General features: G+C 44.1%; 17 protein-coding genes and 3 tRNA genes. 17 read left to right on the top strand and 3 right to left on the bottom strand.

Annotated features, from left to right (window positions below; all coding sequences use genetic code 11):
• Window positions 1-282: 282 nt before the first annotated feature.
• Complete coding sequence (locus NJD71_RS06750; RefSeq protein WP_319051171.1) at window positions 283-1110, top strand: inositol monophosphatase family protein; 828 nt, start codon at window positions 283-285, stop codon at window positions 1108-1110.
• A gap of 98 nt (window positions 1111-1208) precedes the next feature.
• Here NJD71_RS06750 and NJD71_RS06745 read toward each other — a convergent pair whose 3' ends face one another.
• Together NJD71_RS06745 and NJD71_RS06740 are read right to left on the bottom strand one after the other, a co-directional pair.
• Complete coding sequence (locus tag NJD71_RS06745; RefSeq protein ID WP_319051170.1) at window positions 1209-2648, bottom strand: WS/DGAT/MGAT family O-acyltransferase; 1440 nt, start codon at window positions 2646-2648, stop codon at window positions 1209-1211.
• 116 nt (window positions 2649-2764) lie between these two features.
• Window positions 2765-3547: a thiazole synthase gene (locus tag NJD71_RS06740; RefSeq protein WP_319051240.1), complete on the bottom strand. Its 783-nt coding sequence runs from the start codon at window positions 3545-3547 to the stop codon at window positions 2765-2767.
• Between the two features lie 463 nt (window positions 3548-4010).
• On the opposite strand from NJD71_RS06740, the gene gspE reads away from it, so the two are divergent.
• Window positions 4011-5564, top strand: coding sequence for a type II secretion system ATPase GspE (gspE, locus tag NJD71_RS06735; RefSeq protein WP_319051169.1), 1554 nt, complete (start codon window positions 4011-4013; stop codon window positions 5562-5564).
• A 226-nt stretch (window positions 5565-5790) separates the two neighbouring features.
• On the opposite strand, the gene NJD71_RS06730 is transcribed toward gspE, so the two are convergent.
• Window positions 5791-6462, bottom strand: coding sequence for a DUF4442 domain-containing protein (locus NJD71_RS06730; RefSeq protein ID WP_319051168.1), 672 nt, complete (start codon window positions 6460-6462; stop codon window positions 5791-5793).
• A gap of 212 nt (window positions 6463-6674) precedes the next feature.
• Here NJD71_RS06730 and NJD71_RS06725 point away from each other — a divergent pair, with 212 nt between their 5' ends.
• From NJD71_RS06725 to pilV, 15 genes are all read left to right on the top strand, one after another.
• Complete coding sequence (locus NJD71_RS06725; RefSeq protein ID WP_319051167.1) at window positions 6675-8195, top strand: McrB family protein; 1521 nt, start codon at window positions 6675-6677, stop codon at window positions 8193-8195.
• Between the two features lie 15 nt (window positions 8196-8210).
• Window positions 8211-9761 (top strand): McrC family protein, encoded by a 1551-nt coding sequence (locus NJD71_RS06720; protein WP_319051166.1) that lies wholly within the window; start codon window positions 8211-8213, stop codon window positions 9759-9761.
• Between the two features lie 287 nt (window positions 9762-10048).
• Window positions 10049-10125, top strand: a tRNA-Pro gene (locus NJD71_RS06715).
• Window positions 10126-10232: 107 nt separating this feature from the next.
• Window positions 10233-10309 (top strand) — tRNA-Arg (locus NJD71_RS06710).
• Window positions 10310-10348: 39 nt separating this feature from the next.
• Window positions 10349-10424, top strand: a tRNA-His gene (locus tag NJD71_RS06705).
• 473 nt (window positions 10425-10897) lie between these two features.
• On the top strand, window positions 10898-11833 hold the full coding sequence (locus NJD71_RS06700) for an AraC family transcriptional regulator (protein WP_319051165.1): 936 nt from the start codon (window positions 10898-10900) through the stop codon (window positions 11831-11833).
• Window positions 11834-12152: 319 nt separating this feature from the next.
• Window positions 12153-13199, top strand: coding sequence for a hypothetical protein (locus NJD71_RS06695; protein WP_319051164.1), 1047 nt, complete (start codon window positions 12153-12155; stop codon window positions 13197-13199).
• 72 nt (window positions 13200-13271) lie between these two features.
• Window positions 13272-14474, top strand: coding sequence for a type II secretion system inner membrane protein GspF (gene gspF / locus NJD71_RS06690; RefSeq protein WP_319051163.1), 1203 nt, complete (start codon window positions 13272-13274; stop codon window positions 14472-14474).
• A 514-nt stretch (window positions 14475-14988) separates the two neighbouring features.
• Complete coding sequence (gene gspG, locus NJD71_RS06685) at window positions 14989-15426, top strand: type II secretion system major pseudopilin GspG (protein WP_319051239.1); 438 nt, start codon at window positions 14989-14991, stop codon at window positions 15424-15426.
• Window positions 15427-15686: 260 nt separating this feature from the next.
• Entirely contained in the window at window positions 15687-16253 is a 567-nt protein-coding gene (locus NJD71_RS06680) for a protein-disulfide reductase DsbD N-terminal domain-containing protein (protein WP_319051162.1), read from the top strand.
• Window positions 16254-16300: 47 nt separating this feature from the next.
• Entirely contained in the window at window positions 16301-18445 is a 2145-nt protein-coding gene (locus NJD71_RS06675) for a cytochrome c biogenesis protein CcdA (protein ID WP_442967658.1), read from the top strand.
• 393 nt (window positions 18446-18838) lie between these two features.
• Window positions 18839-20290 (top strand): phospholipase A, encoded by a 1452-nt coding sequence (locus NJD71_RS06670; RefSeq protein WP_319051160.1) that lies wholly within the window; start codon window positions 18839-18841, stop codon window positions 20288-20290.
• A gap of 41 nt (window positions 20291-20331) precedes the next feature.
• Window positions 20332-21180, top strand: a complete 849-nt coding sequence (locus tag NJD71_RS06665) for a ComF family protein (RefSeq protein ID WP_319051159.1) — start codon at window positions 20332-20334, stop codon at window positions 21178-21180.
• A 272-nt stretch (window positions 21181-21452) separates the two neighbouring features.
• Window positions 21453-21968 (top strand): pilus assembly FimT family protein, encoded by a 516-nt coding sequence (locus NJD71_RS06660; protein ID WP_057758199.1) that lies wholly within the window; start codon window positions 21453-21455, stop codon window positions 21966-21968.
• A complete protein-coding gene (gene pilV / locus NJD71_RS06655; protein WP_319051158.1) occupies window positions 21968-22558 on the top strand; it encodes a type IV pilus modification protein PilV in 591 nt (196 codons plus the stop codon). The genes NJD71_RS06660 and pilV overlap by 1 nt, the downstream gene beginning before the upstream one ends.
• Window position 22559 lies beyond the last annotated feature (1 nt).

Genomic DNA, 22559 nt, shown 5'->3' with positions numbered 1-22559 from the left:
GCTCTCTAAACAGAGCAAACACCTGCTAGCCGTAGGTGCTAACTTTTTTACAACTTGCGCAGTGTCTATGACTATCAAAACATTGGTATCGTCAGCGTAATGGTTTTTTCGTTTTTATCGAACAATTTTAGTATAATGCGATTGTCGTTTATAAATTTTCATTTATAAGAGACACGTTTTTAAATCGCATAGATGTGGTGTGATGCGGCGGCTGTTTGGCATGTTGTGGGCACAGAGTTGGTCTTATTTTTTATATTCATTCATCAAGCAAATAGGTTATTTATGGAACCCATGGTCGTCATCGCAGCGCGTACTGCTGAAAAAGTTGGTAAAGAGATTTTATATGCGCATCAAAACCGCCACAAGATTGAGTTAGATATTGAGTCTAAAGGACTTGATGGTCTAGTCACGCGTATCGATCGCTTTAGCGAAGAGCTTACAATCGAGACGCTAAAAGCCAGCTACCCTGATCATTCGTTTTTGGGTGAAGAGTTTGGTATGCAAGAAGGTCGCGGTGAAGATGCTGACTGGTGCTGGATTATCGATCCACTAGATGGCACCAAAAACTTTGTACATGGTGTACCGCAGTTCTGTGTATCTATCGCTGTACAGCACAAAGGCGTCACCCAACATGGTGTGGTCTATGATCCTGTTCGTGATGAGATGTTCTCAGCGAGCCGCGGTAAAGGCGCGCGCCTGAACAATCGCCGTATGCAAGTGAGCGAACGCAAAACCATTGATGGTGGTTTCTTTACGACCGGTCATCCGCTTGAGCGTAAGCGTAATGGCGAAGTGGTCTCTTTTGCTAAACAGCATTTTGAGAGCTTACAGAAGGTATCTGAGGCAGGTGGTCAGGTACGCCGTATGGGTTCAGCTGCGCTTGATCTATGTTATGTCGCTGCTGGTCGTTTTGACGGTTATTTTGAGATGTCTATCAAGCCTTGGGATATCGCAGCAGGTGAGTTGATTGTGACTGAAGCACGCGGCGTTGTAGTTGACCATACTGGTGCGCACAACTCTATGACGTCAGGTTCTATCTTTGCTTGTAATGTGAAATTGCTTAAGCCATTGATGCAGACAGTCGTGCCAATCTGGGGCGACGCTATCTAAGCGCAGACGAAATGCAGAGCTATCTAGTAGATAGCTAATAGCACTGGGTTATCTGAAGAGTAAATAGCTGTTATCCAAACAACAAAAAGCTGGTTCCGTTATGGAGCCAGCTTTTTTGTTTTATTATTACCCTTATTGCCGCCTTTGTCTTCAACAGTAATGCCTTTAAACGCCATCTCTTTACTGGTGGTCTCAAGCAGTTGCAACTCTTGCTCTATCAGCATCAGCATGTCCTGTACACGCGGCAAGGCTTTGCTACATGCAGTAATGCCAAACTCAATCCTATCCAAATAACTGGCTAAGGTAATATTCATGGCTTGACCATTAAATACGATAGAAGCGGGGTACAAAGACTGCAAACGTGCACCGTTCCAGTAGAGGGGTTTCTCAGAGCCAGGAACGTTAGAGATAATTAGGTTGAACGCTTGTTTTTTAGGGAACAGTCCAGTCGCTAGATTAATGCCTTCCCAAGCGTATGAGACGATACTGTAGTTAATGACTTGCGCTTGATTCATACGGCGAAAGCGGCGCTTGCCATTATTCATACTACGGTGGATTAGCTCTACTCTACGCATCGGATCGTCTAAATGCGTGCCCAAGTTTGCCAATATAAATGACAATTGATTGCCCGATATGCTGTTGTCAGTGCGTAGTGACATGGGCACAAAAGCAATGAGAGGCTTGCTTGGCAACGCATCCATGGATATCAGGTAACGACGTATAGCGCCACCACAGACGGCTAGAACCACATCATTTCGACTGATTTTGAGCCTATCGGCGATCATGTTGAAGCGCTGTATATCATAGGACTGCGCCGCGATTCGGCGCGATGCTGATATACGCTTATTTAAGATACTCATCGGCGCATCAAACGTACCGACATAGCCTTCATCACCGTAGTTCTTGAGGTTGTCTACCAACTCTGTAAATACCGGCTTGATGGTCGATATCTGCTCTTTTAAGATCTTTTTGATAGATCTTTCGGCAGGCAATATAGCGTTGACTTGGTTACGGTGGCGCGCCATCAATGACCACACGGGTAGCGTGACAGGCTCAGCAGGAGACTGCGACAGGGATTTTTTGACCAAACGCATCGCAGCGATACCATCAACGAGTGAATGATGAATCTTAAAATACCAAGCAAACCGTTCAGGACCGCCTTCTACCTCTGGCTCAATCCCTTCAATAATATGACATTCCCACAGAGGCATCGCCCGATCTAGCAGTCGTCCATGCTCTCTTGACACATACATCAACAGCTCACGAACACGCCCGGGACTTGGAAGTGCTACATGGTGAAAATGGTGCTCCACATCAAAATCTTTGTCTTTTTTCCAAAACACCAAATGCTCTAGCACCTGATTAAACGGGAAGCTTGGCGGCACATCAGAGTTCTGCATTTGTTGTACCAGCTGATAGACAAAATCGCTATCCGCACCTTCTGGTAGTTCAAATAAAAACAATCCCCCAACATGCATAGGTTGTTTACGCGACTCAAGAAGTAAAAACAATTGGTCGACTGCTGTGAGAAGTCGCATAATAAATCCTTTTATGACGATAATGAATAAAAAATGATAGCTGACAGAGCGCTGACCAAGTAGTCTTTCTGTCTTATTATTTTATAATTGGTCTTTATGTAATTCAGTTTAAATGATTACTGAAAAAAGTACCCTGTCTGCGGCGAGCTGGCAGTCGCCATCTTACGCATCGGCATACGACCTGCCATAAATGCAGCGCGACCTGCCCATATAGCGTGCTTCATGGCATGTGCCATCATTACTGGGTTTTGCGCGTTAGCAATGGCGGAGTTCATCAGGACACCATCACAGCCAAGCTCCATGGCAATTGCGGCATCAGACGCTGTACCGACCCCTGCGTCGACCAATACAGGGACTTTGGCATTTTCGATAATGAGACTGAGTGTATGACGATTCAGTAAGCCGAGTCCAGAACCAATCAAGCTACCAAGTGGCATAATAGCGACGCAGCCCATACTCTCCAGCTCTTGCGCGACGATAGGATCATCTGAGCTATAAACCATGACTTCAAAACCATCATCGACTAATACCTGCGCTGCTTTTAGTGTCTCGGTAATGTTGGGATAAAGGGTTTTTTCATCGCCCAATACCTCAAGCTTAACCAAGTTATGTCCACCTAATAGCTCGCGAGCCAGCTTGCACGTACGAATGGCTGTTTCGGCATCGAAGCAACCAGCAGTGTTGGGTAAAATGGTGTATTTGTCAGGTAAGATGACGTCAAGCAAATTAGGCTCATTGCTATTTTGACCAATGTTGACACGACGGATAGCAACGGTCACGATCTCTGCTGCTGAAGCGGCAATGGCTTCTCCGGTCTCAGTCATGTCTTTATATTTGCCTGTACCGACCAATAGACGGGAGGAAAAGGTACGACTACCAACGGTAAAAGTATCTTGCAAAAGTGGTGTCGGGTGAGTAGCAGTGCTAACGTTCTCTGACATAACTAAAAATCCTAATGGCGAGCGGGCGAGGTAGATATAATCGGTTGAAGATAATTCAAACACAAGGGACATAGGCGCAAGTACTTCAAGTCATTGCCGAGCAACGTCCCTACATGGTATGAAACTGAGTATAGCGAAATATCATAAGCCGTATTCGCAATATTAAAAAATGAGATAGACAATAATAGCGCACCATCAGCAAAATAAAAAATCGATGCCTATATATGCTGTAACTTTAAGTGAGTGGTGATAGCCAAAACTGCCCACCGCATAAAATAATACGCGTCTAAAACAAAATGCTATTATAACAAACTCATCCAATCTTACTTGCACTCTTTTTGGTTTGGTCAGTGGCGTACAAGGTGTTTACAACGCTCGGCTATGATTTGGTTTTTGATACTATTTTTATTAGGTCGTCTTTATGATGCAGTTACCGTACAGTTTTGCGAAACGCCATCAGATTTTTGCGATACTCGCGATTGACCCTGAGTTGCCGCCGACGTTAGTACTGACAAAAGCCACACCATTATCTGCAATCAATGAAGCGGTGCGGTTTTTGCAGCAGCAAGGTAGCCGCAGCGTGCCTACTTACGAAAGTATCAGCGCAGATGACTTTGAAAAACGTATGAACGCCGCTTACGCTGGTAATACAGGAGAGTCGCAGCATATCGCCGCTGGTCTTGAAGATCATCCAGACCTTGATAGCCTAGCAGACAGCGTCCCTGAAACTGAAGACCTGATGGATCAGCAAGACGACGCGCCTATTATCCGCCTGATCAATGCATTACTGTCCGAAGCCATTCGTCTAAGTGCGTCCGATATCCATATAGAAACCTTCGAGAAGCGCTTGGTTGTTCGCTTTCGTGTCGATGGTGAGCTCAAAGAAATCATCACCCCAAAACGCCAGTTGGCGCCATTATTAGTCTCGCGTATCAAAGTCATGGCAAAGTTAGATATCGCTGAAAAACGTGTACCGCAAGATGGCCGTATCAGCTTGCGATTGGCAGGGCGCGAAGTGGATGTGCGCGTATCGACACTGCCATCGAGCTTTGGTGAGCGCGTGGTGATGCGACTACTAGACAAACAAGCAGGTCGCCTAAATATGACGTATTTGGGGCTATCTGATAATGACTATACCGAGCTTAAACGTTTGATTCATCGTCCACATGGCATTATTTTGGTGACTGGTCCGACGGGTTCGGGTAAGACCACCACGCTATATTCTGCATTGACTGATCTGAATGACCAAACTCGTAATATCTTGACCGCCGAAGATCCGATTGAATTCCAGTTGGACGGTATCGGACAAACGCAAGTGAATAATAAAGTAGATATGACCTTTGCTAAGAGTCTACGAGCGATGTTGCGCCAAGATCCCGATGTCGTGATGGTAGGTGAAATTCGTGACTTAGAGACGGCGGAGATTGCTGTACAGGCTTCTTTGACAGGGCATTTGGTCTTGTCGACATTACATACCAACACGGCTATTGGTGCAGTGACACGCTTGCAAGACATGGGTGTCGAGCCATTTTTGCTATCGTCTTCGCTCATTGGTGTGGTAGCGCAGCGTTTGGTGCGTACTTTGTGTCCACATTGTCATGACTGGCAGGCAGCAGATACGGAGCAAGCCAAGCTCTTTGCCGAAATTGGCATGGCGTCAGATGCAGATGATAATAATGAAAAGGCAGTCAACACGTCCATTCGCTTACCGAAACCCGTTGGCTGTGATAAATGCAATCAATCAGGGTTTAGAGGTCGTACCGCGATATATGAAGTCGTGCCAGTTGATGATACGCTGCGCCGTATGATCCATAGCAATACTGCTGAGTATGAGCTAGAAGAATATGCGCGCCTACAAACGCCATCGATTCGCGCCGATGGTCTACGTAAAGTGATAGAGGGGCGAACGACGTTAGAAGAGGTGCTGCGAGTTACAAAAGAGAGCGCATTGGCGGATGACAAAATATTGGTCTAATTCTGGTCTAGTTCTAGTCTAAGTTCGGTGATATACAAATGATTGAACAAGATAGGTAATAAGCAAAAATAGAGAAGTGATGACTGATGTAGTGAGTACAAGACGACCAGCGAGGCTGTAGATAAATAAGTGTGCGATGTGAACATCGCGCACTTATCTCATTGATTGCCAATAGGTAACCTGCATTACAAGAAGTAAATATCACAGGTTACCTCAATCCAACTCATTATTTACTATCAACGGTCTCATTTTCTACTGTTTTGTCCGCCGAGCCTTGGCGACGTGCTTCTAGCTCAGATTTTGGAATCCAGGCCCAAGTCATCTCGACTACGATAGGGTCGCGGTCGCTGTCAGACTCACGGTCATCAATGACGCAAGGAATAACCATTTCACCCTTTGGCGTATTTAAAATCTCCAAGCGCTGCTCATCAGAGAGACTAGCCACCGCCGCAATTTGACCTTTTTTGATTGGACGATAAAAGTTAACCGAGTAGGATTTGATCAGTAGTATACGATCAGAAGGTAGGTTTAAACCCAAAATGAATCCTGTTGCTGTTTCAGCCAGCAAGGTAATGGCTACTGCGTGAATAGAGCCAATATGGTTCTGTACCGCTTTGACATTGTTGAGGCTGACGACCACTTGGTTTGGTTCGACGGTTTCGTAGTACACACCTGTCGTCCCTACGTAAGGCACGACTTTACCAAAGGCTTTAGACAAAATGCTTGAGCGTGCACCAGCAGGTAGGTATTTGGTGACAGATAGCAGTTTGGTAAATTGATTGTTAATAGGTTTTAGCGTACTGCTGGGTGTTTCGGTGGGTGGTTTTTTGTTGTCAGAGACTTTGGCTGGTCGCTTACCAGTTAGCTTGGCGGGTAGGTTTTTTAGTAATCCTGACATACAAAATTCCTTAATGTAGATAAATCGAATGATGTTTTTTGATAACGGCAACTGTGCGTAAAACCACTATAAACACTATGGTACATTAACCGCTACCTTTCGACTATTATTAGCATGAACTGCTGCGCTTATAAAACAGCAAGACAGTCAGCTAACCCGTAGATACCTTCACGCTTGTTACCCGCGTTATAATGACACGATATGATTATTTTATGAATGCTTCAATGCTGGATGCCGCTATGTCTGATATGTCTACCCCTGAGCCAACCAACATTATCTATACTGGCGTCTCAGGTACGGGGAAAACATATCGACTGCTCCAAATCGCCAAGCAATACACTGATTATCTGCCTGAGACCAATGGGGAAGAGCTGCTCGGGCAGTTGTTACAGGACTTAAGCTGGCGTGAGGTGCTGTGCTTGGTGTTTTTGGACCTACACGCGGAGCAGCAGGATTTGGTAAAGGTCAGAGAGCTCGTTGATCATCCATTTTTTATTACTAAAGCTGCACAAAACGCTCGCGAGAAAAACCTAGAGAGTACCGCTTGGCTAGAGCTGCGCAGACATAGTCCTGTAGACTCTAAAACAGTCAGTTTCGACAATCGTGCCAGCCAAGCTTATTTTGATAAAGACAACAGCGGCGCATGGTATTTACTGCCTAAGAGTATGACGCTACTGAATGAGCTGGCACAGCACTTAGCAGAGTTCCAGCAGGCACAGCATGACCACCAAGCCAAGCACAATCAAAACATCGGTCAGCAGCGGTTTAGTATGGTGAGCTTCCATCAAGCCTATGGTTATGAAGAGTTCGTGGAAGGGATTCGCCCTGTTATGGCGGGCTCTAACCAAGCACACAATAACCAGGTAAATAATAACCAAGTACACAATAGCCACGCTAATCATACGCAGATGAGTTACGCAGTACAAGACGGGGCATTTTTAAAGTTGTGTCAGCGTGCGGCGCGTGATCCTCAGCAGCGTTACGCGATGCTAATCGATGAGATCAACCGCGCCAATGTCTCACGAGTATTTGGCGAGCTGCTCAGTTTGATTGAGTCAGATAAGCGTGCAGGCAAACCAAATGCGATGACAGTGAATCTCGCATATTCAGGACGTGCTTTTAGTGTGCCTGATAACGTCGATATCTATGCCACTATGAATACTCAAGATCATTCGCTTACGCCTCTCGACATGGCACTACGTCGACGCTTTCGCTTTATCGATTGTCCGCCGCAGCCTGAATTATTACCTATAATTAGTAGTAAGCGTAACGCAGCTGATAGCGCAGAGGCTGACACGATTGACTTGAGTAAATTACTAATGGGGCTCAATACACGTATTACACAGACGCTAGGAGTAGACGCTTATCTCGGGCATGCATTTTTATTATCAGTTGAGAGTTTGACTCAATTACAAACTATTTTAGTCGAACAGATCATACCGCAACTGGCACAAGCTGCCGGTGGTCAAGTTGCGGTATTACAGTATATTTTTCAGGATGAGCAGCAGCCAATAAGCGCGCAGTTCATTCATGACAGTCATGTGCTGGTCAATAATAAATCACAGGATTCGGTGAGTCATCAGCAGATCATGGCCAACCAAAACCACATGTTCACCGGGCAAGACAGCTTTCTTAGTCAATCTATGAACATGAGCAGCTACATAATCAATGCAGACCTTATTGCAAAGACTGGTAAATTCAACCAGCCTTCTATCTATCAGCGTCTGTACTAGCAAGGTGGCTGACTTATGATAAACAACAGCGTATACCACCAAAAAGGCTACAATAAAAGCTACGATGAAAATATCATTCGTGCTTATACGCCTCGTAAGAACGCTAAAGCAAAAAACGTCAAAACCAATATCATCACCGTGTTCGAGCATCAACGCCTGACCGCGCATGATTTTTTGCATGTGTCTGATTTCCAATGGTTGATGGCGCAGGAGTTTGCTGTATTTACCATAAAGCGTAAGCAAGGACAGTGGCAGCTCAAGGTCGGACACTATATAGGCATTATTTTACTGCCTAGTGGCATGACGCTTGAGCTACTACCAAAGCTGAATACATCCATTCAGGACGATGATATCGCCCAAACGCGTCGCTGGGTACAAGGCATGCTATCCGACTTGACTCATCTTGATAGACCAAAGAGTTGTAAGCTGCCCAACATGAAAAATCTCGGTCAATTCGCTCATCCATCAGTACGACTACCCATAGAAGCACCACCATTGTCGGATTGGCTGATCGCACAATTTTTACAGCGTCTAGTGCACTATCAACCAACCCAACATTATCAGGAGCGTGTCCAAAATCAGTCTTCAGTACAAGGGCGATTGCTCATCAAAGAGCAGCTAAGGCGCAATAGCACACAGCCGCATCGATTTGTCTGTGAAAGTAGTATGCTGAGTCATGATATGCTAGCCAATCGATTGATAAAAAGCGCATTAGTCTACTTGATGCCTTTATTTCTACAATCTGGATATTCGACGCTCTTGCAGCAGTGGCAGCACTTGCCTACGCTCGACCAACGTGAGATGCAGCGCTTAGCGTCAATATATACTCAGGCAACAAAGCAACTAGACACTCTGCCACTACAAAGGCAAAAACTGCAAGCTGCTCATCAACTGGTAGATTTGGCTTATTGGTTATTACGGCAGTCAACTGCTGCAGCAGGCTATGGTGTTGACTCAACCAAACCAAATCAACCCCAACTGCGCTTGTGTTTGTTGATTGATATGAATCAAGCATTTGAGCAGTGGGCAAGTCAGCGTATCGTATCGATGTTCCAACGATTAAGTAATCACTGTCGTCCCCTGTATCAAACTCAAAGTGTTTGGCTAAACGATGCAGAAGGGCGGGCATGTCTATCTATAAGACCTGACCTACTGATATATCAAATGTCTGATAATCACTACCAGGGTCAGAGTGATACTGATCAGGATGATAGGGCAGTGACTAGGACTACAGTGACTAAGACTACAATGACTAAGACTAAAGGTCACTACAGCCATGTTATCGATATCAAATGGAAATACTTACCTCATAGCAATGCTATTAGCGCGAGCGATGCTTATCAATTGACCAGCTATGCACAGGCTTATCAAGCAGGGCAGGTTTGGATGGTTTATCCCGTATTAGGAAATGAGAGGCAGCCAGTGGCACTCAAGCAGCAAATTCATCAAGCTCTTGATACCGATAATGGTGATGGCTCAAGTGATGCGCATTTGTGGTTGATACCGTTTGATGTATTGACAGGGACAGTAAACGGTAATGGGCGACCACATTTGAGTAGAGCTTAATCACGCTAATAGTAATACAGGCTATAGCTAATAGGCAGATTGGATGATTAAGATTACTATTTAAAGGCTACCGATTAGAGATTGTCCATTAGAAGTCGTCGCGATGTTTTTGTGACAATCTGCTTTTTTAAAGAATTTAGAGATTATTTTAAATTAATTGAAAATAGGTGTTGACACAATCGCCTTTACCCCTTAATATGTGCACCTCGATAGCGAGGAACATTAACAAGTTAGCGGCATTGCCAACAACGAGTTACTCAACAAACTATCGTGATAATAGAGAATTTCGGAGTGTGGCGCAGTTTGGTAGCGCATCTGGTTTGGGACCAGAGGGTCGTAGGTTCGAATCCTATCACTCCGACCATCTATTTTAAGAGCCTTACAGGCTTTTTTTTATGTATAATGGTTTAGTTTCTGATATAGTAAAAACTGTATTTTTGACTGAATGTGGTATATAAAAGTCCTCTAAGAGCGCCTGTAGCTCAGCTGGATAGAGCATCTCCCTTCTAAGGAGGTGGCCGCAGGTTCGAATCCTGCCAGGCGCGCCATTTAGCCTGCAAATCTTGCCTTATCAGGCAATAGTTATGGCGGTTGTAGCTCAGTTGGTAGAGCCCCGGGTTGTGATCTCGGTTGTCGTGGGTTCGAGTCCCATCAGTCGCCCCATTTTTTGTATTATCCGTATCTACCCGTATAGATATCCTATATTTGTACCAAAGCCTATAAGCAATACCATTCGCCACTGTTGGCGTTTTTTTATGTCTGTTTGTTTTTCATTCCTCCGTAGACTCCTACAATATTGAACCGTTTGAAGTACCCATACTTTGCTGGTTTACGTCCTTTATTTTTTGATATTCATATCGTTGTAGGTTTTTTCCAAAAGCCTAGATTCACTGTGTCTGCTTTATTATTAATTAGTAATACTTATGAGTGAATGGACACGAAGTTTCAAATCGGGCATTATGCTTATGTTTCGATTTATTCATCACACTAATCGTGTCGTCAACTGAGGTGTTAGGCACTGGCATAAAATAGCGAATCAAAATATCCTATTGATTACGTTAGCGTTCAAAAGTATTTTAAATATATCTACATCTTTAAGCTTTATTATTGACCCTGTATGATTGAGGAACTGATTAATGGACGCATTGAGCGTATTGCTACAAAACGTGCACTTATTTGAGACCAAGTATTATCGTTTGAACGGTGCTGGCAATTGGTCTTACTCTATTACGAGAAAAGACACTATTTTGTTTTATTTGGTGATGTCTGGCGGTTTTTGTATTGATGTTGGTAATGGTCTAAGAGAAGCCCGCGCTGGTGATATGATTATGATCCCCAATGCACACAAGCATGTGAGCTATGCGCTCAATCATAATGGTGATGTCGCCGAACCGCTTGATGAGTTATTGATTAACAGTAAAGATCGTACGCTTGACATCGATGGTGATGGTGACCCTAATTCGTCTTTGATACTTATCGAATGCAAATACGACAAAGAGATGATCAATCCTCTATTGTCTGTACTACCACCGATATTACCCGAGCTCAACGATGCCGCCGATGGTCGTTTTGAGGTCATTGATGTAGAGATTAAGCTGCTAACCTTGGAGGCTGAGCGTGAGCGTATGGGTAAAACCGCTGTCATCAATCATTGGGCGAGTATTATGATGATTGAGTGCTTACGTGTCTATATTGAGAGCTTGCCTGAAGCCACCGAAAACTGGCTCAAAGCAATGAAAGATCCGTTTTTGACCAAGGCGCTAGCCGCGATGCACGAAGCACCAAGCCAAAGCTGGACCATTCATAAGCTTGCAGAAGTAGCAGGAATGTCACGATCTAGCTTTGCTCAGCGTTTCAAAGACACGGTCGGCATGCCGCCGCTCACGTATCTGATCGATTACCGTTTGCGTTTGGCAGCGCGATATTTACGATTACAGCAGAACAGTATCAGCCGTATCAGTGATATGGTGGGCTATGCATCCGACTCTACCTTTAGTCAGGCATTCAAGCGTGTCTATGGGGTCTCACCAAAAGCGTACCGACAGCAGTATCAACAACAAAAACTCGCCTAGGTCAGTTTTGCTATATCGGCAGTATCTATCTATAGAAGCGCTAAAGTGACCAACATTGCTTTAGCGCTTTTTGCTTCGATTAACTATTTTAGTTTTATCCGTGACCTTCTATATACCGAGCAGATATAGGAATAAAGCATCTGATAGTTAGACCGTGCTATTTCGGTTATACAAAGCTGACAAGGCGTGCGTGTTCAGGTACTATGAGGTAATGAGTCGTCGAGATATTAGAGTGTGCGTTTAGCGCACGATGTATGGCTGAATGCCAGTCATACAAAAGGATCTAGACGATGTTTATTTTTGCTGCTGATGGTATGTTATGACTGAACCGACCGCAAAGCCAAGTACAGAAGCCAATAGCCAACAAGGCGCTACTGCAACTGCTAAAAAAGAAAATAATACTGATAAAGATAATTTGAGTAGCACACAATCAGCGCAGACAGAGGATGTGAGACAAGTTCCTGATAAGGCGGCGCTATTGACCTTATTTACTTTATCAGATGCCAAAGAAGAAGCGTACGAGTTGGGCGCTACAGAGCAGTCCAATACGCATACCTCAACCAGTCAGTCTACTGCCAGTGAGACATCTGTCGCAGCACAGCGAGTCGCGCTTTATCATACCCAGCATGAACGTACCCGGCTACTATATATGGCATCTGCCAATACGCGCCCCACATATTTGGTACAAACCCTCAAATCACAATTTATAGAATATCAGCAATACTTGCTTGCTCAGCAGCTTGATAAGCGTGGTCTGATGGATACGGATATGCTTGAACGACTCTGGCAACAGCTACATGTGGTCGATGATATCATCGCAGATATCGTGCGTCATATGCCTGCGCAGCAGCCAGCAGGTTGGCAGCTCACTACTCAGGATGGACGTAACCCATTGTGTTTTGCCACGGTCGGTAAGCTAAAACATGGCAAGCCCGTTCGCGATCAAGGCAGTCTCAACAGCTACGTACTTGGTCACTTTGGGGTAAGTAGTTTTACCTATGATCGAGGATACTATATCGGTCATGTGGTGGGGTATCTATTCAGCTGTTATTTTTGCGCGCACTTATCGGTCAGTTATGGCGTAACGGCGCTTGGTCAGCAAGTGGTCGCCGATTATGACTATGCTAGTCTTGAGACCCCGCATATGGTTAGACTGCTACAAGGCTTAGATGGCTATTGTAAAAAACGTATTTATCAATTGGCGGTTATTTGTGCGCGTTTGAGTGTTTTTGCTAGTGACAAACGTATTGAGCGTATGCTGATCGCTGAGGTCAATGATTTTGATAAAAAGTTACAGCAGCAGCACTTGGATGTTTTATTATTACAAGGCTTGATGCCTGATAGTAATGACTCAACGCCGCTTTGATAGGTATGACGTTTTTCGTTAAATCGTATGCTATAACCATTTACCTATGACCCATTTAGGATATCTGCTGCTATGCCCGCTTATCATTTCAAAGCGCTCGATGATCACGGCAGTGTCCAAAAGGGCTTGCTAGAAGGGGACTCTGCGCGGCAAGTTCGTCAGCAGCTGCGTGATAAGCAATGGACACCAGTCGAAGTCAGCGCTGTCAATGACCGAAAAAGCCAAAGTAAAAACCGTTACAAAAAACCATCTGCCTATGAGCTGGCGCTGCTCACACGCCAATTGTCTGTCTTGCTGGCGGCTGGTATTCCACTCGAAGAGACCTTGGCTGCGGTCGCCAAACAGTCACCCAAGACGCATATCAAATCTTTGATGCTCGCTGTACGCTCACACGTCCTAGAAGGGTTGAGCTTAGCACGAGCACTACAACAAGCCGCTAGCTTTCCGCCACTGTATATTGCCACAATTGCAGCAGGCGAAAAATCAGGTCATCTTGATCTCATTCTGAACCAGTTAGCAGACTATACTGAAAACCGTTTTGCCCTCCAAAAGAAAATCCAAGGCGCCATGGTCTATCCGATTGTACTGATGGTTATGGCGATCGCGGTGATTATGGGTTTGATGAGTTTTGTGGTGCCCAAAATTGTCAAAGTTTTTGAGCAGTCCGAGCAAGCCCTACCATTGATTACCCAAGTTGTTCTGACCTTATCGAATATCATTACTCAGTGGTGGTGGCTAATGCTTCTGGTATTGGCAGGGGCTGCGTTTTTATTCTACCGTTTTGCCCAAACGCAGGCGGGGAAATTAACCATTGATAGTATGGTACTTAGATTACCGATACTGGCCAGATTGTCCAAAGGGTTAAATGCCGCGCGATTTGCTAGCACCCTTGCGATATTAGTACGCTCAGGCGTGCCACTGATTGAGGCGCTGCATATTGGGGCTGCGGTCACGACCAACTTACACATTCAAAAAACGATTATCACTGCTGCCGATAGAGTTACAGAAGGCTCAAGCTTATCTAGTCAGTTAGAGAAATCTACTTATTTTCCACCGATGATGGTACAGATGATCAAAAGTGGTGAAAATTCAGGTGAGCTAGAAAATATGCTAAGCCGTGCCGCCAACATGCAGGAGGCAGAGGCAACCAACTTTATCAGTACTTTGCTGTCGTTGCTTGAGCCTTTGATGCTGGTATTGATGGGTGTGGTCGTGATGATTATCGTTATGGCGGTTATGCTGCCTATCGTTAATATGAATGACTTAGCAGGCTAGCGAGCAGTCATTTGAATGTTTGACACGAATCCGATATCTCTATCTTACCTATACGGCACATCTTGCTAAACTCTGAGCAAGCTTTCTTAAGATTTGCTTACTGTTGTATATTATTGTCTAGGCTATAGTTTTATTAGGGTAAATCTGAGCACCACGCTATAGTGAAAGTAAGGTGAAGCGACAGTTATAGACCTCACTGTTTATTCAATACTGACCATAATGACAATCTGAGCACCGCACTGGATAAAAATAAAACCATGGTTTATAGTGATAATGATGTAGGATATTACCGATAAGATCTGACAGTAGTAAGCGCCACTAGAATGCTACTGTTACCACTGACATAACTGTGATGACCAAAGCGATGACTATGACTGACAATTTTCAAGTGAATACGATTCCAAAAAGTGCCCATACTACAAACAGTGCTAAAAACAATAATAACGCCAAAATTAGTAACAGTATATTAGATGACTCAGCTACTGTAAGTGTTCATCAGAGGCTCTCTTCAACGATGCCGTACAGTTCAGCACATATATCTAGGCAGTCAGGGTTTACTCTGATTGAAATCATGGTCGTCATCGTGATCTTGGCTATCTTAGCGGGTTTGGTCGTACCTAAAGTCGTCGGACAAAGCGATAAAGCCCGTGTCAAAACGACTGAAACCGCGCTGGCTACTGTTTCAAATGCATTAGATATGTACAAAGTCGATAATTCACGCTATCCAACGACAGCTCAAGGATTAGAGGCACTGACAACACCGCCTGCTGATGCGAAGAATTACCCTGAAGGTGGTTATATAAAGGGTGGCTATCCGACAGATGGTTGGGAAAACGAGATGCAATACGTAGCCCCAGGTAGTGAAGGTCGCCCTTATGATTTATTTTCATTGGGTGCAGATGGGCAGCAAGGTGGCGAGGGTCAGGATGCTGATCTTTACGCTCAGCTATAACATTTAGTTGTACAAACGCTTATAAAACCCATAGCACTATAGTGTTTATGAACGTATTTGGTCACTTGCTCATATTTACTACCCTCTAAATATCAACCAATAATTCCTTATTGGTTGATATTTTTTATCAGCTTATAAAGTGCTCATCGTTTGATATGAGTGATGTATTGAGCGCTGATATTTTTATCAGCATGTTTATGCTGAGTTTATGCTTTTACTGCCAGGCTTTTACTGCTAACCATTATCAGAGGTAACGATTTATGCCCATTAAAATGCCAGCACCCCAAATAACTGCACTTAATAGACGCATTTCCAAATGCTGCGCGCTTGCACTTACTGTCACCAGCACCTCACTGATAGCCGCGTTATCAATGACATCAATAAGTGTACAGGCTGCAGGATTGAGCGATTTATTTAATAGCAGTAGCTCATCGCAATCAAAGTTTTTGCCGGTGGATGAGGCTTTTCAAGTCCTCAGTAGTGCCAAGGCAACATCTAAGGGTACACAATTATCTATTATCTTTGATATCACGCCAGGGCACTATGTCTATAAAGATAAGCTGACTGTAAGCTTTCCTAAAGGTGTGATTGCAGCCCCATTTATTTTTAATCAGGCACCCGTATCAATTGATGATCCGACCTTTGGTCAGGTTCCTGTATTCACGCAAAGAAGTATCGTTGCAACCACAACGCTGACGACCAGTAATGGTAAAGGAGCAAAAAATGTCCCCATTATGATTGGCTGGCAGGGCTGTGCAAAAGCTGGATTATGCTATCCACCAGAAAAAATCAAAACCAAGATAAATATTGCTGCAACGCGCAGATAAGTATCGCGCAGGTCGATTCACATATCAGTCATAACAGGTAGCTATTCATGTCCATCAAGGCGTCATCACAACCTTTCTCACGAACTGCTAAAACGTCTCCAAAAAAATCGTACGTATTAGCGTTTGCTATTGCGAGCAGTTCGCTGTTAACTGGTTTGGCACCAATAACAGCGCAAGCTGCAGGATTGAGTGATTTATTTGGCAATAGTCAAAGCGATACACAATCGAAATTCTTGCCAGTGGATGAGGCTTTTCAGGTCATTAGCAGTAGTACACCTACCCAAACAGGTACGCGCCTGTCTATCAATTTTGATATCACGCCCGAACATTATGTTTATAAAGATCAAATAAAACTCACGTTACCAGCTGGCGTGACTGCAGCCCCTTTTACCTTTAATCAAAAGCCATACTCAATCGATGATCCGACCTTTGGTAAGGTGCTGGTCTTTGATCAAATCAATATGGTCGCAACGACCACATTGATCAGCAACAATGGCACAAGCATAAATGACGCAGCGATTGTCATTGGCTGGCAAGGCTGTGCAAAAGCAGGGCTGTGCTATCCACCCGAAAAAATCAAAACCACAGTTAATATCGCAGCGACGTCGCCGCAAATGAGATCAAGTAACGCTAGTACTGATAGCGCTGCTGCGAGTAATCTAACTGATGTGACAGCATCAACGAATGACAATGAGACGACATCGATAGAGGCTGGTATAGCCAATACAACTCAGTCTGATGACGATCAAGCATTGATAGATGACGACGTTATTGACTATGATCTCATTGATGACAGCACTTTAGAATATGACTCTTTAGATGGCAGTACGTCGACGACCACGATTTCTGGGACAGATACGAACATCTCAGGCAGCGCGACCAGTAGCGAAAACGTCGTTGGCAATACACTGGTCGATGGTGATCCTTTTGGGCTGGCCTCTCATCCTTGGCTTGCATTGGTGTTGCTATTCTTAGCAGGTCTGGGTTTGGCATTGACGCCTTGCGTACTGCCAATGCTACCCATTGTCGCCAATATTGTAGCCCGTGAACAAAACCCAACCGTCAAACGTGGCATTATCTTAACCACCAGTTATGCGATTGGTGTGGCTACTGCCTATGGTGTTTTGGGTGCAGTTATTGCGGTGTTTGGGGAGTCACTAGGCATTATTGGGTGGTTGCAAAACCCGATTATTCTTATCAGCTTTGCCGTGGTTTTTGTATTACTAGCGCTATATATGTTGGATGCGTTCACCGTACGCTTGCCACATGTGCTAAGTAGAAAAATGCAAAATATAAGCCAAGCAGGTGACAGTAAGCTGGGTAGTACGGGGGGCAGTTTGATTGCTGGTTTCTTGTCAGCATTGGTAGTATCTCCCTGTGTCTCTGCGCCACTGTTCGGTGCGTTACTCGCCGTTTCGACCATTGGCAGTCCGTTGTTGGGCTTTGCTGCTTTATTTATGCTGGGGTTTGGTTTGTCAGCGCCGCTTATCTTGATAGGTGCTACCCAAGGCAAGATCATACCAAAGGCAGGCGCGTGGATGAACTGGGTCAAACAAGGGTTTGCCTTATTGCTATTCGCTGTGGCACTGCTACTCATCGAGCGTGTGTTTATATCACCAATCATGCTGATGGTATGGGCATTATGGTTTATGGTGGTAGCGATATGGGCGTGGAGTTGGCTGGGTAAAGGTCGCATGCTGACTCAAGCGTTGAGTTTTATTGTGGGTATTTGGGCCACTTGTTTGATCGTAGGTGCAGCACTAGGAAATGATGATAGCTTACATCCATTAGCGTCATTGAGCGCCGCGCCAATGATGGCACCGTCGAATGCTACTTATCCAGTAGGTAGCAATAGCGCAAAAGATGAGAGGATTACGACGCTTGCCGAGCTAGATACTATTGTTGCCTCCAACCCAAAAGTAATCATTGATTTAACTGCCGACTGGTGCGTTGAGTGCCGTATTATGGATAAAAATTTATTTCACAATCGTCCAGCACAAATGCAAGACTGGCAACTGGTCAAGCTCGATATTACAGAAACGACTGAAGATTCCAAAGCTGTTTTATCACGCTATAAATTATTTGGTCCACCAGCGTTGCTTTACTATCAAAATGGTCAATTGGTTGATCAGCAAGTGGGCGAAATCGGTCGCTTGGAGTTTGAGCAAACTCTAACAACGCTGAATAACTGATAATGAATAACTTTTAATCAATAAGTAGATTTAATCATTTGAGTAGAATTCTTATTCAGGATTAATAATAAAAGAGCAGCCGGTGTACCGTAATAACCGTACATCGGCTTTTTAGTGTCATTAATTCATGCTTGTAATATCTTATACCGATATCTATTTGGATAGAGATTAGGATTTTCTGATCGTATTTAATATGCCGATAACGCTAGTATAGTCTTTATATTTTCATTACAATAAAGTAATAATAGTGCAGGGATAGATCAGTCCGTCAAGACTGTCTTTGGTGTTTATGTACTATTGATTTCTTCTTGTTTTTTAGCGGTGACGCTAACGGTTATACCAATTAATTCACATACTCTGCTAGCGATAATGCTGGTTAGATAAAGGACATTTATGTTTGCCCACATCACCACTCAGCGTCAATTACAACGTACCAATGTAATCAGTCGTAACGCCAGTAGCCAAACCAGGCATACTCATTTGAGTGTTGCCGTTGCTATCGCTTTGAGTTGTACAGCGGTACAAGTACAAGCAGCTGACAATAGTCAGACTTATAATGAGCTGCCAGTACCAGAAGCAGCATTTGAGTACGGCAGCGTGGAGACGGTTCAGAATACTAGCAATAATGAGACATACACGAGCGTCACTGCCCAAAGTGGCAACGTGATTAGTAAAGAGTTTATTGCTCAACAAGCAAAGCTGTTTTCTGACTGTACGCAAGTTCAGAGTAGTGCTGCCCGTTTGGCATGTTTTGATAAGGTGGCTGAGCAAGGAAAAACCCCAAGCTATACCACGACCAAACAGCCCGTTGATTTGGCAAAGACGTTTAAAACGACCATTTCAGGTAACCCGCAGGTTGTCTTTGTAGAAGAAAAATCAACCAATACTTTCAATGGCAACAGCACAACTACAGGTCTAGCCGCCACTCAACAGACTGCTGCTAAGCGTATGGATACAGATGCAGATAGTGAGCAAGAGATTCAGGTTTTGGATAGCGTAGGCGTCACTCAAACAGATATCGAAAAGTACACACCGCTGAGCCTAGCTTATGATCTGGATCAAAATAGCGAGCGCGGTACTTGGACAGTAAGACCATACCGACCGACGTATTTGCTACCGTTGTTTTATACTTTTGATCCCAACTTAAACCCAAGCACACCTTCTCAAGACATTGAGCCTTTTGACTCTAATGACATACGTGAAACTGAGCTGAAGTTTCAGTTATCACTGAAGAGTAAAGTGGCAGAAGATTTATTCGATACCAGTGCAGATTTATGGTTTGGCTATACTCAGGAGTCGCATTGGCAGGTTTATAACGAAGACAACTCACGACCGTTTCGTGCCACCGACTATCAACCAGAGATATTCTTGACCCAACCTGTGACAGCGGACCTTCCCTTCGGTGGACGTTTACGTATGTTAGGGGCTGGTGCTGTGCATCACTCAAATGGTCAGGATGATCCATTATCACGTTCATGGAACCGTGCTTATCTGATGGCAGGGGCAGAGTGGGGTAAGCTATCCGTCATACCGCGTCTCTGGGCTCGCGTGAATAGTGACAGTAGCAGCGATGATGACAACCCAGATATCGAAGATTACATGGGTTATGGCGATATCAAATTCTTATATGATTTGCCAGACCAGCAGAGTGTCAGCGGTACTTTGCGCTATAACCCAAGCACCAATAAAGGTGCTGCACAAATCGATTATATCTATCCATTGTCAGAAAACGTCAATGGTATGGTGCAGTTATTCCAAGGGTATGGCGAGTCTATTGTTGATTATAATCATGAAAATACCTCTATCGGCTTTGGTATTGTGCTTAACGATTGGAAAGGGCTCTAATATAGCAGAGCCTTATCATGCATTATGATAATAAATAATCTATGCACAACTTAGCACCGTATCAAACTGGACTGTGGCTGGCAGAGTATATAGATATACGCTGCCAGCTATGCCGTATTTACCGTAGTACATTAGCACCTCAGCTAATACAGCATCACGCCCTATCTAACGCTGGTCACTCGCTAAGCACAACATCTGAGAGTGCAAAACCCAAGCTCGCACTGGTGAATAGCGACGCTTTGCTTACTCGTATCCATCATCAGATCAGACTTCGCCTGAGTAGTGGCTTACTTTGTACTCACTGTCATCATAGTATCGCGTGGCTCCCAGAACCTTTTGACGTTGATATCGCTTTTGGTAAATCGCTATCTATACAAGCGTCTACTTATTATGACTATCCAATACGCCAAGCAATTTGGGCATTCAAGCATCACGAAGACATGACCAAGCTACCTTTATTACTACATGTCATACGCCAGCTGCCACGCCCGCATGGCTGTCATCGGCATAATAGTGTGATTGTCGCTATGCCGACCACCGATCAACGCCTAGCCAAACGAGGTTTTGATCCTGTCAGTATTCTATCCGCGCAACTATCAAAACACTGGAATATTCCATTGTGGCACGGTGTTCAGCGTATTGACGATACGATGAGTCAGCAGGGCCTGACACGTGCTGAACGTCTAAGCAACCTAGATAATGCTTTCGCGCTCTCACAGAGCCCTCCTGTAAAACGCTTATTGCTGTTCGATGATGTCTCAACGACAGGTGCAAGCTTACAGGCTTTAGCGCGAGCATTTATCGGACCTGAGCATCCAAATACGATAAATGCTCAACGCTATAGTAACTACCACATTTCAGCATATGCTTTAGCGCATGGTAGTCAATAGTGTTAATTAAGCTATCTATTTGAAATCATTAATATATTGCTAATTCTTTACCTTCACGATATATTATTAAATACGTATATAGTTGTTGACACACTGAATAGGGATTTTTGTCGTTTTGTATATAAACTCAACAGAATATTGTGGAACAAAAATTGCATGTTATTAGTTAGATTAACTATAAAATTATCAGCAAAACCGATACCGGATTTTAGTTGCTTTAAAACAAAGACTGATAAGAGACAGACATTAGCAGTGCTAAATAGGGATTTGATGTGAATGCATCTGTGAATAATCGACAACCCAACATACGGGTAGCTCATTCAGGTTTTACCTTAATTGAGCTCATGGTGACGATTGCGGTACTGGCTATCATTGTAAGTATTGCTGCACCAAGTATCAGTACACAGCTTGCCAACCAGCGGGTTAAGTCAACGGCTTCTATAATAGAGAGTGCTCTAAAAGAAGCCAAAGCTGAAAGTATTATTCGTCGTCAGAATATAACCGTACGATACGAGACTTCCGGTACTAGTAAGAAGATTGACTTGCACACCGGTATTACCAATACATCTAGTACCAATATCTCTAGCCATAATATTAGTGAACAGAGTGTCGTAAGTATCACACCTGCAACAGTAACTACTGTTGTCTTTCAGCCAAATAAATTAATTGCAGGTGACGACGAAATATTGTATTCCATATGCGATAGTGGCTCTACCAACGAAACACTTGGTCAGGTACGTGTGAATAAAATTGCTAATATCAATACTACAAACACTGGGGGCTGCTGATGGTAGCGAGATTTACGCAGAAAGGTGTAGGGCTAATTGAGGTGATGGTCGCGCTATTGTTACTAACGGTAGCCGTGCTAGGCTATACGGCTTTGCAGGGTCAGGCTATTAATTCGACGAATGAGTCATTTGAGCGTTCTCAGTCATTGGTAATGATGCGAAACATAGCAGAAAAAATAAGAGCCAATCCTTCTGGTATAGCAACTTATGAAAGTAAGATAAATGCTGCTACTGCTAACAGTGCTCCAAGCAAAAAATGTGGCCTAAATGGTCAAACAGTAACAACACTTTGTACACCAGCAGAAACTGCAGAAGCTGAGAGCTATTCATTCAAAACAGAACTGGCGAACTATGATTTTCAGATTCAAATGCACCCTTGCCCAAACACAGGTGGCACAGGTACAGACGCAGCAACCAATATCATGTTCTCTTATTGCCTTATTTCTGCGTGGGGAGAAACAACACCTACCATTGGTGCAGATGACGAGACTGACTGTTTAACTGAAAGAGTGGTCGATGATAATGATGTTGTAGAGGCTGCTGGTGGCAACTATCATGTCAAATCAACGTGTATGATGATGGAGATATAAT

The sequence above is a fragment of the Psychrobacter sp. PP-21 genome (genome assembly GCF_033790785.1).
In the GTDB taxonomy this organism is placed as follows: Bacteria; Pseudomonadota; Gammaproteobacteria; order Pseudomonadales; family Moraxellaceae; genus Psychrobacter.
Note: the sequence above shows the minus strand (reverse complement) of the source record. Positions and strands in the feature narration are given on the sequence as shown.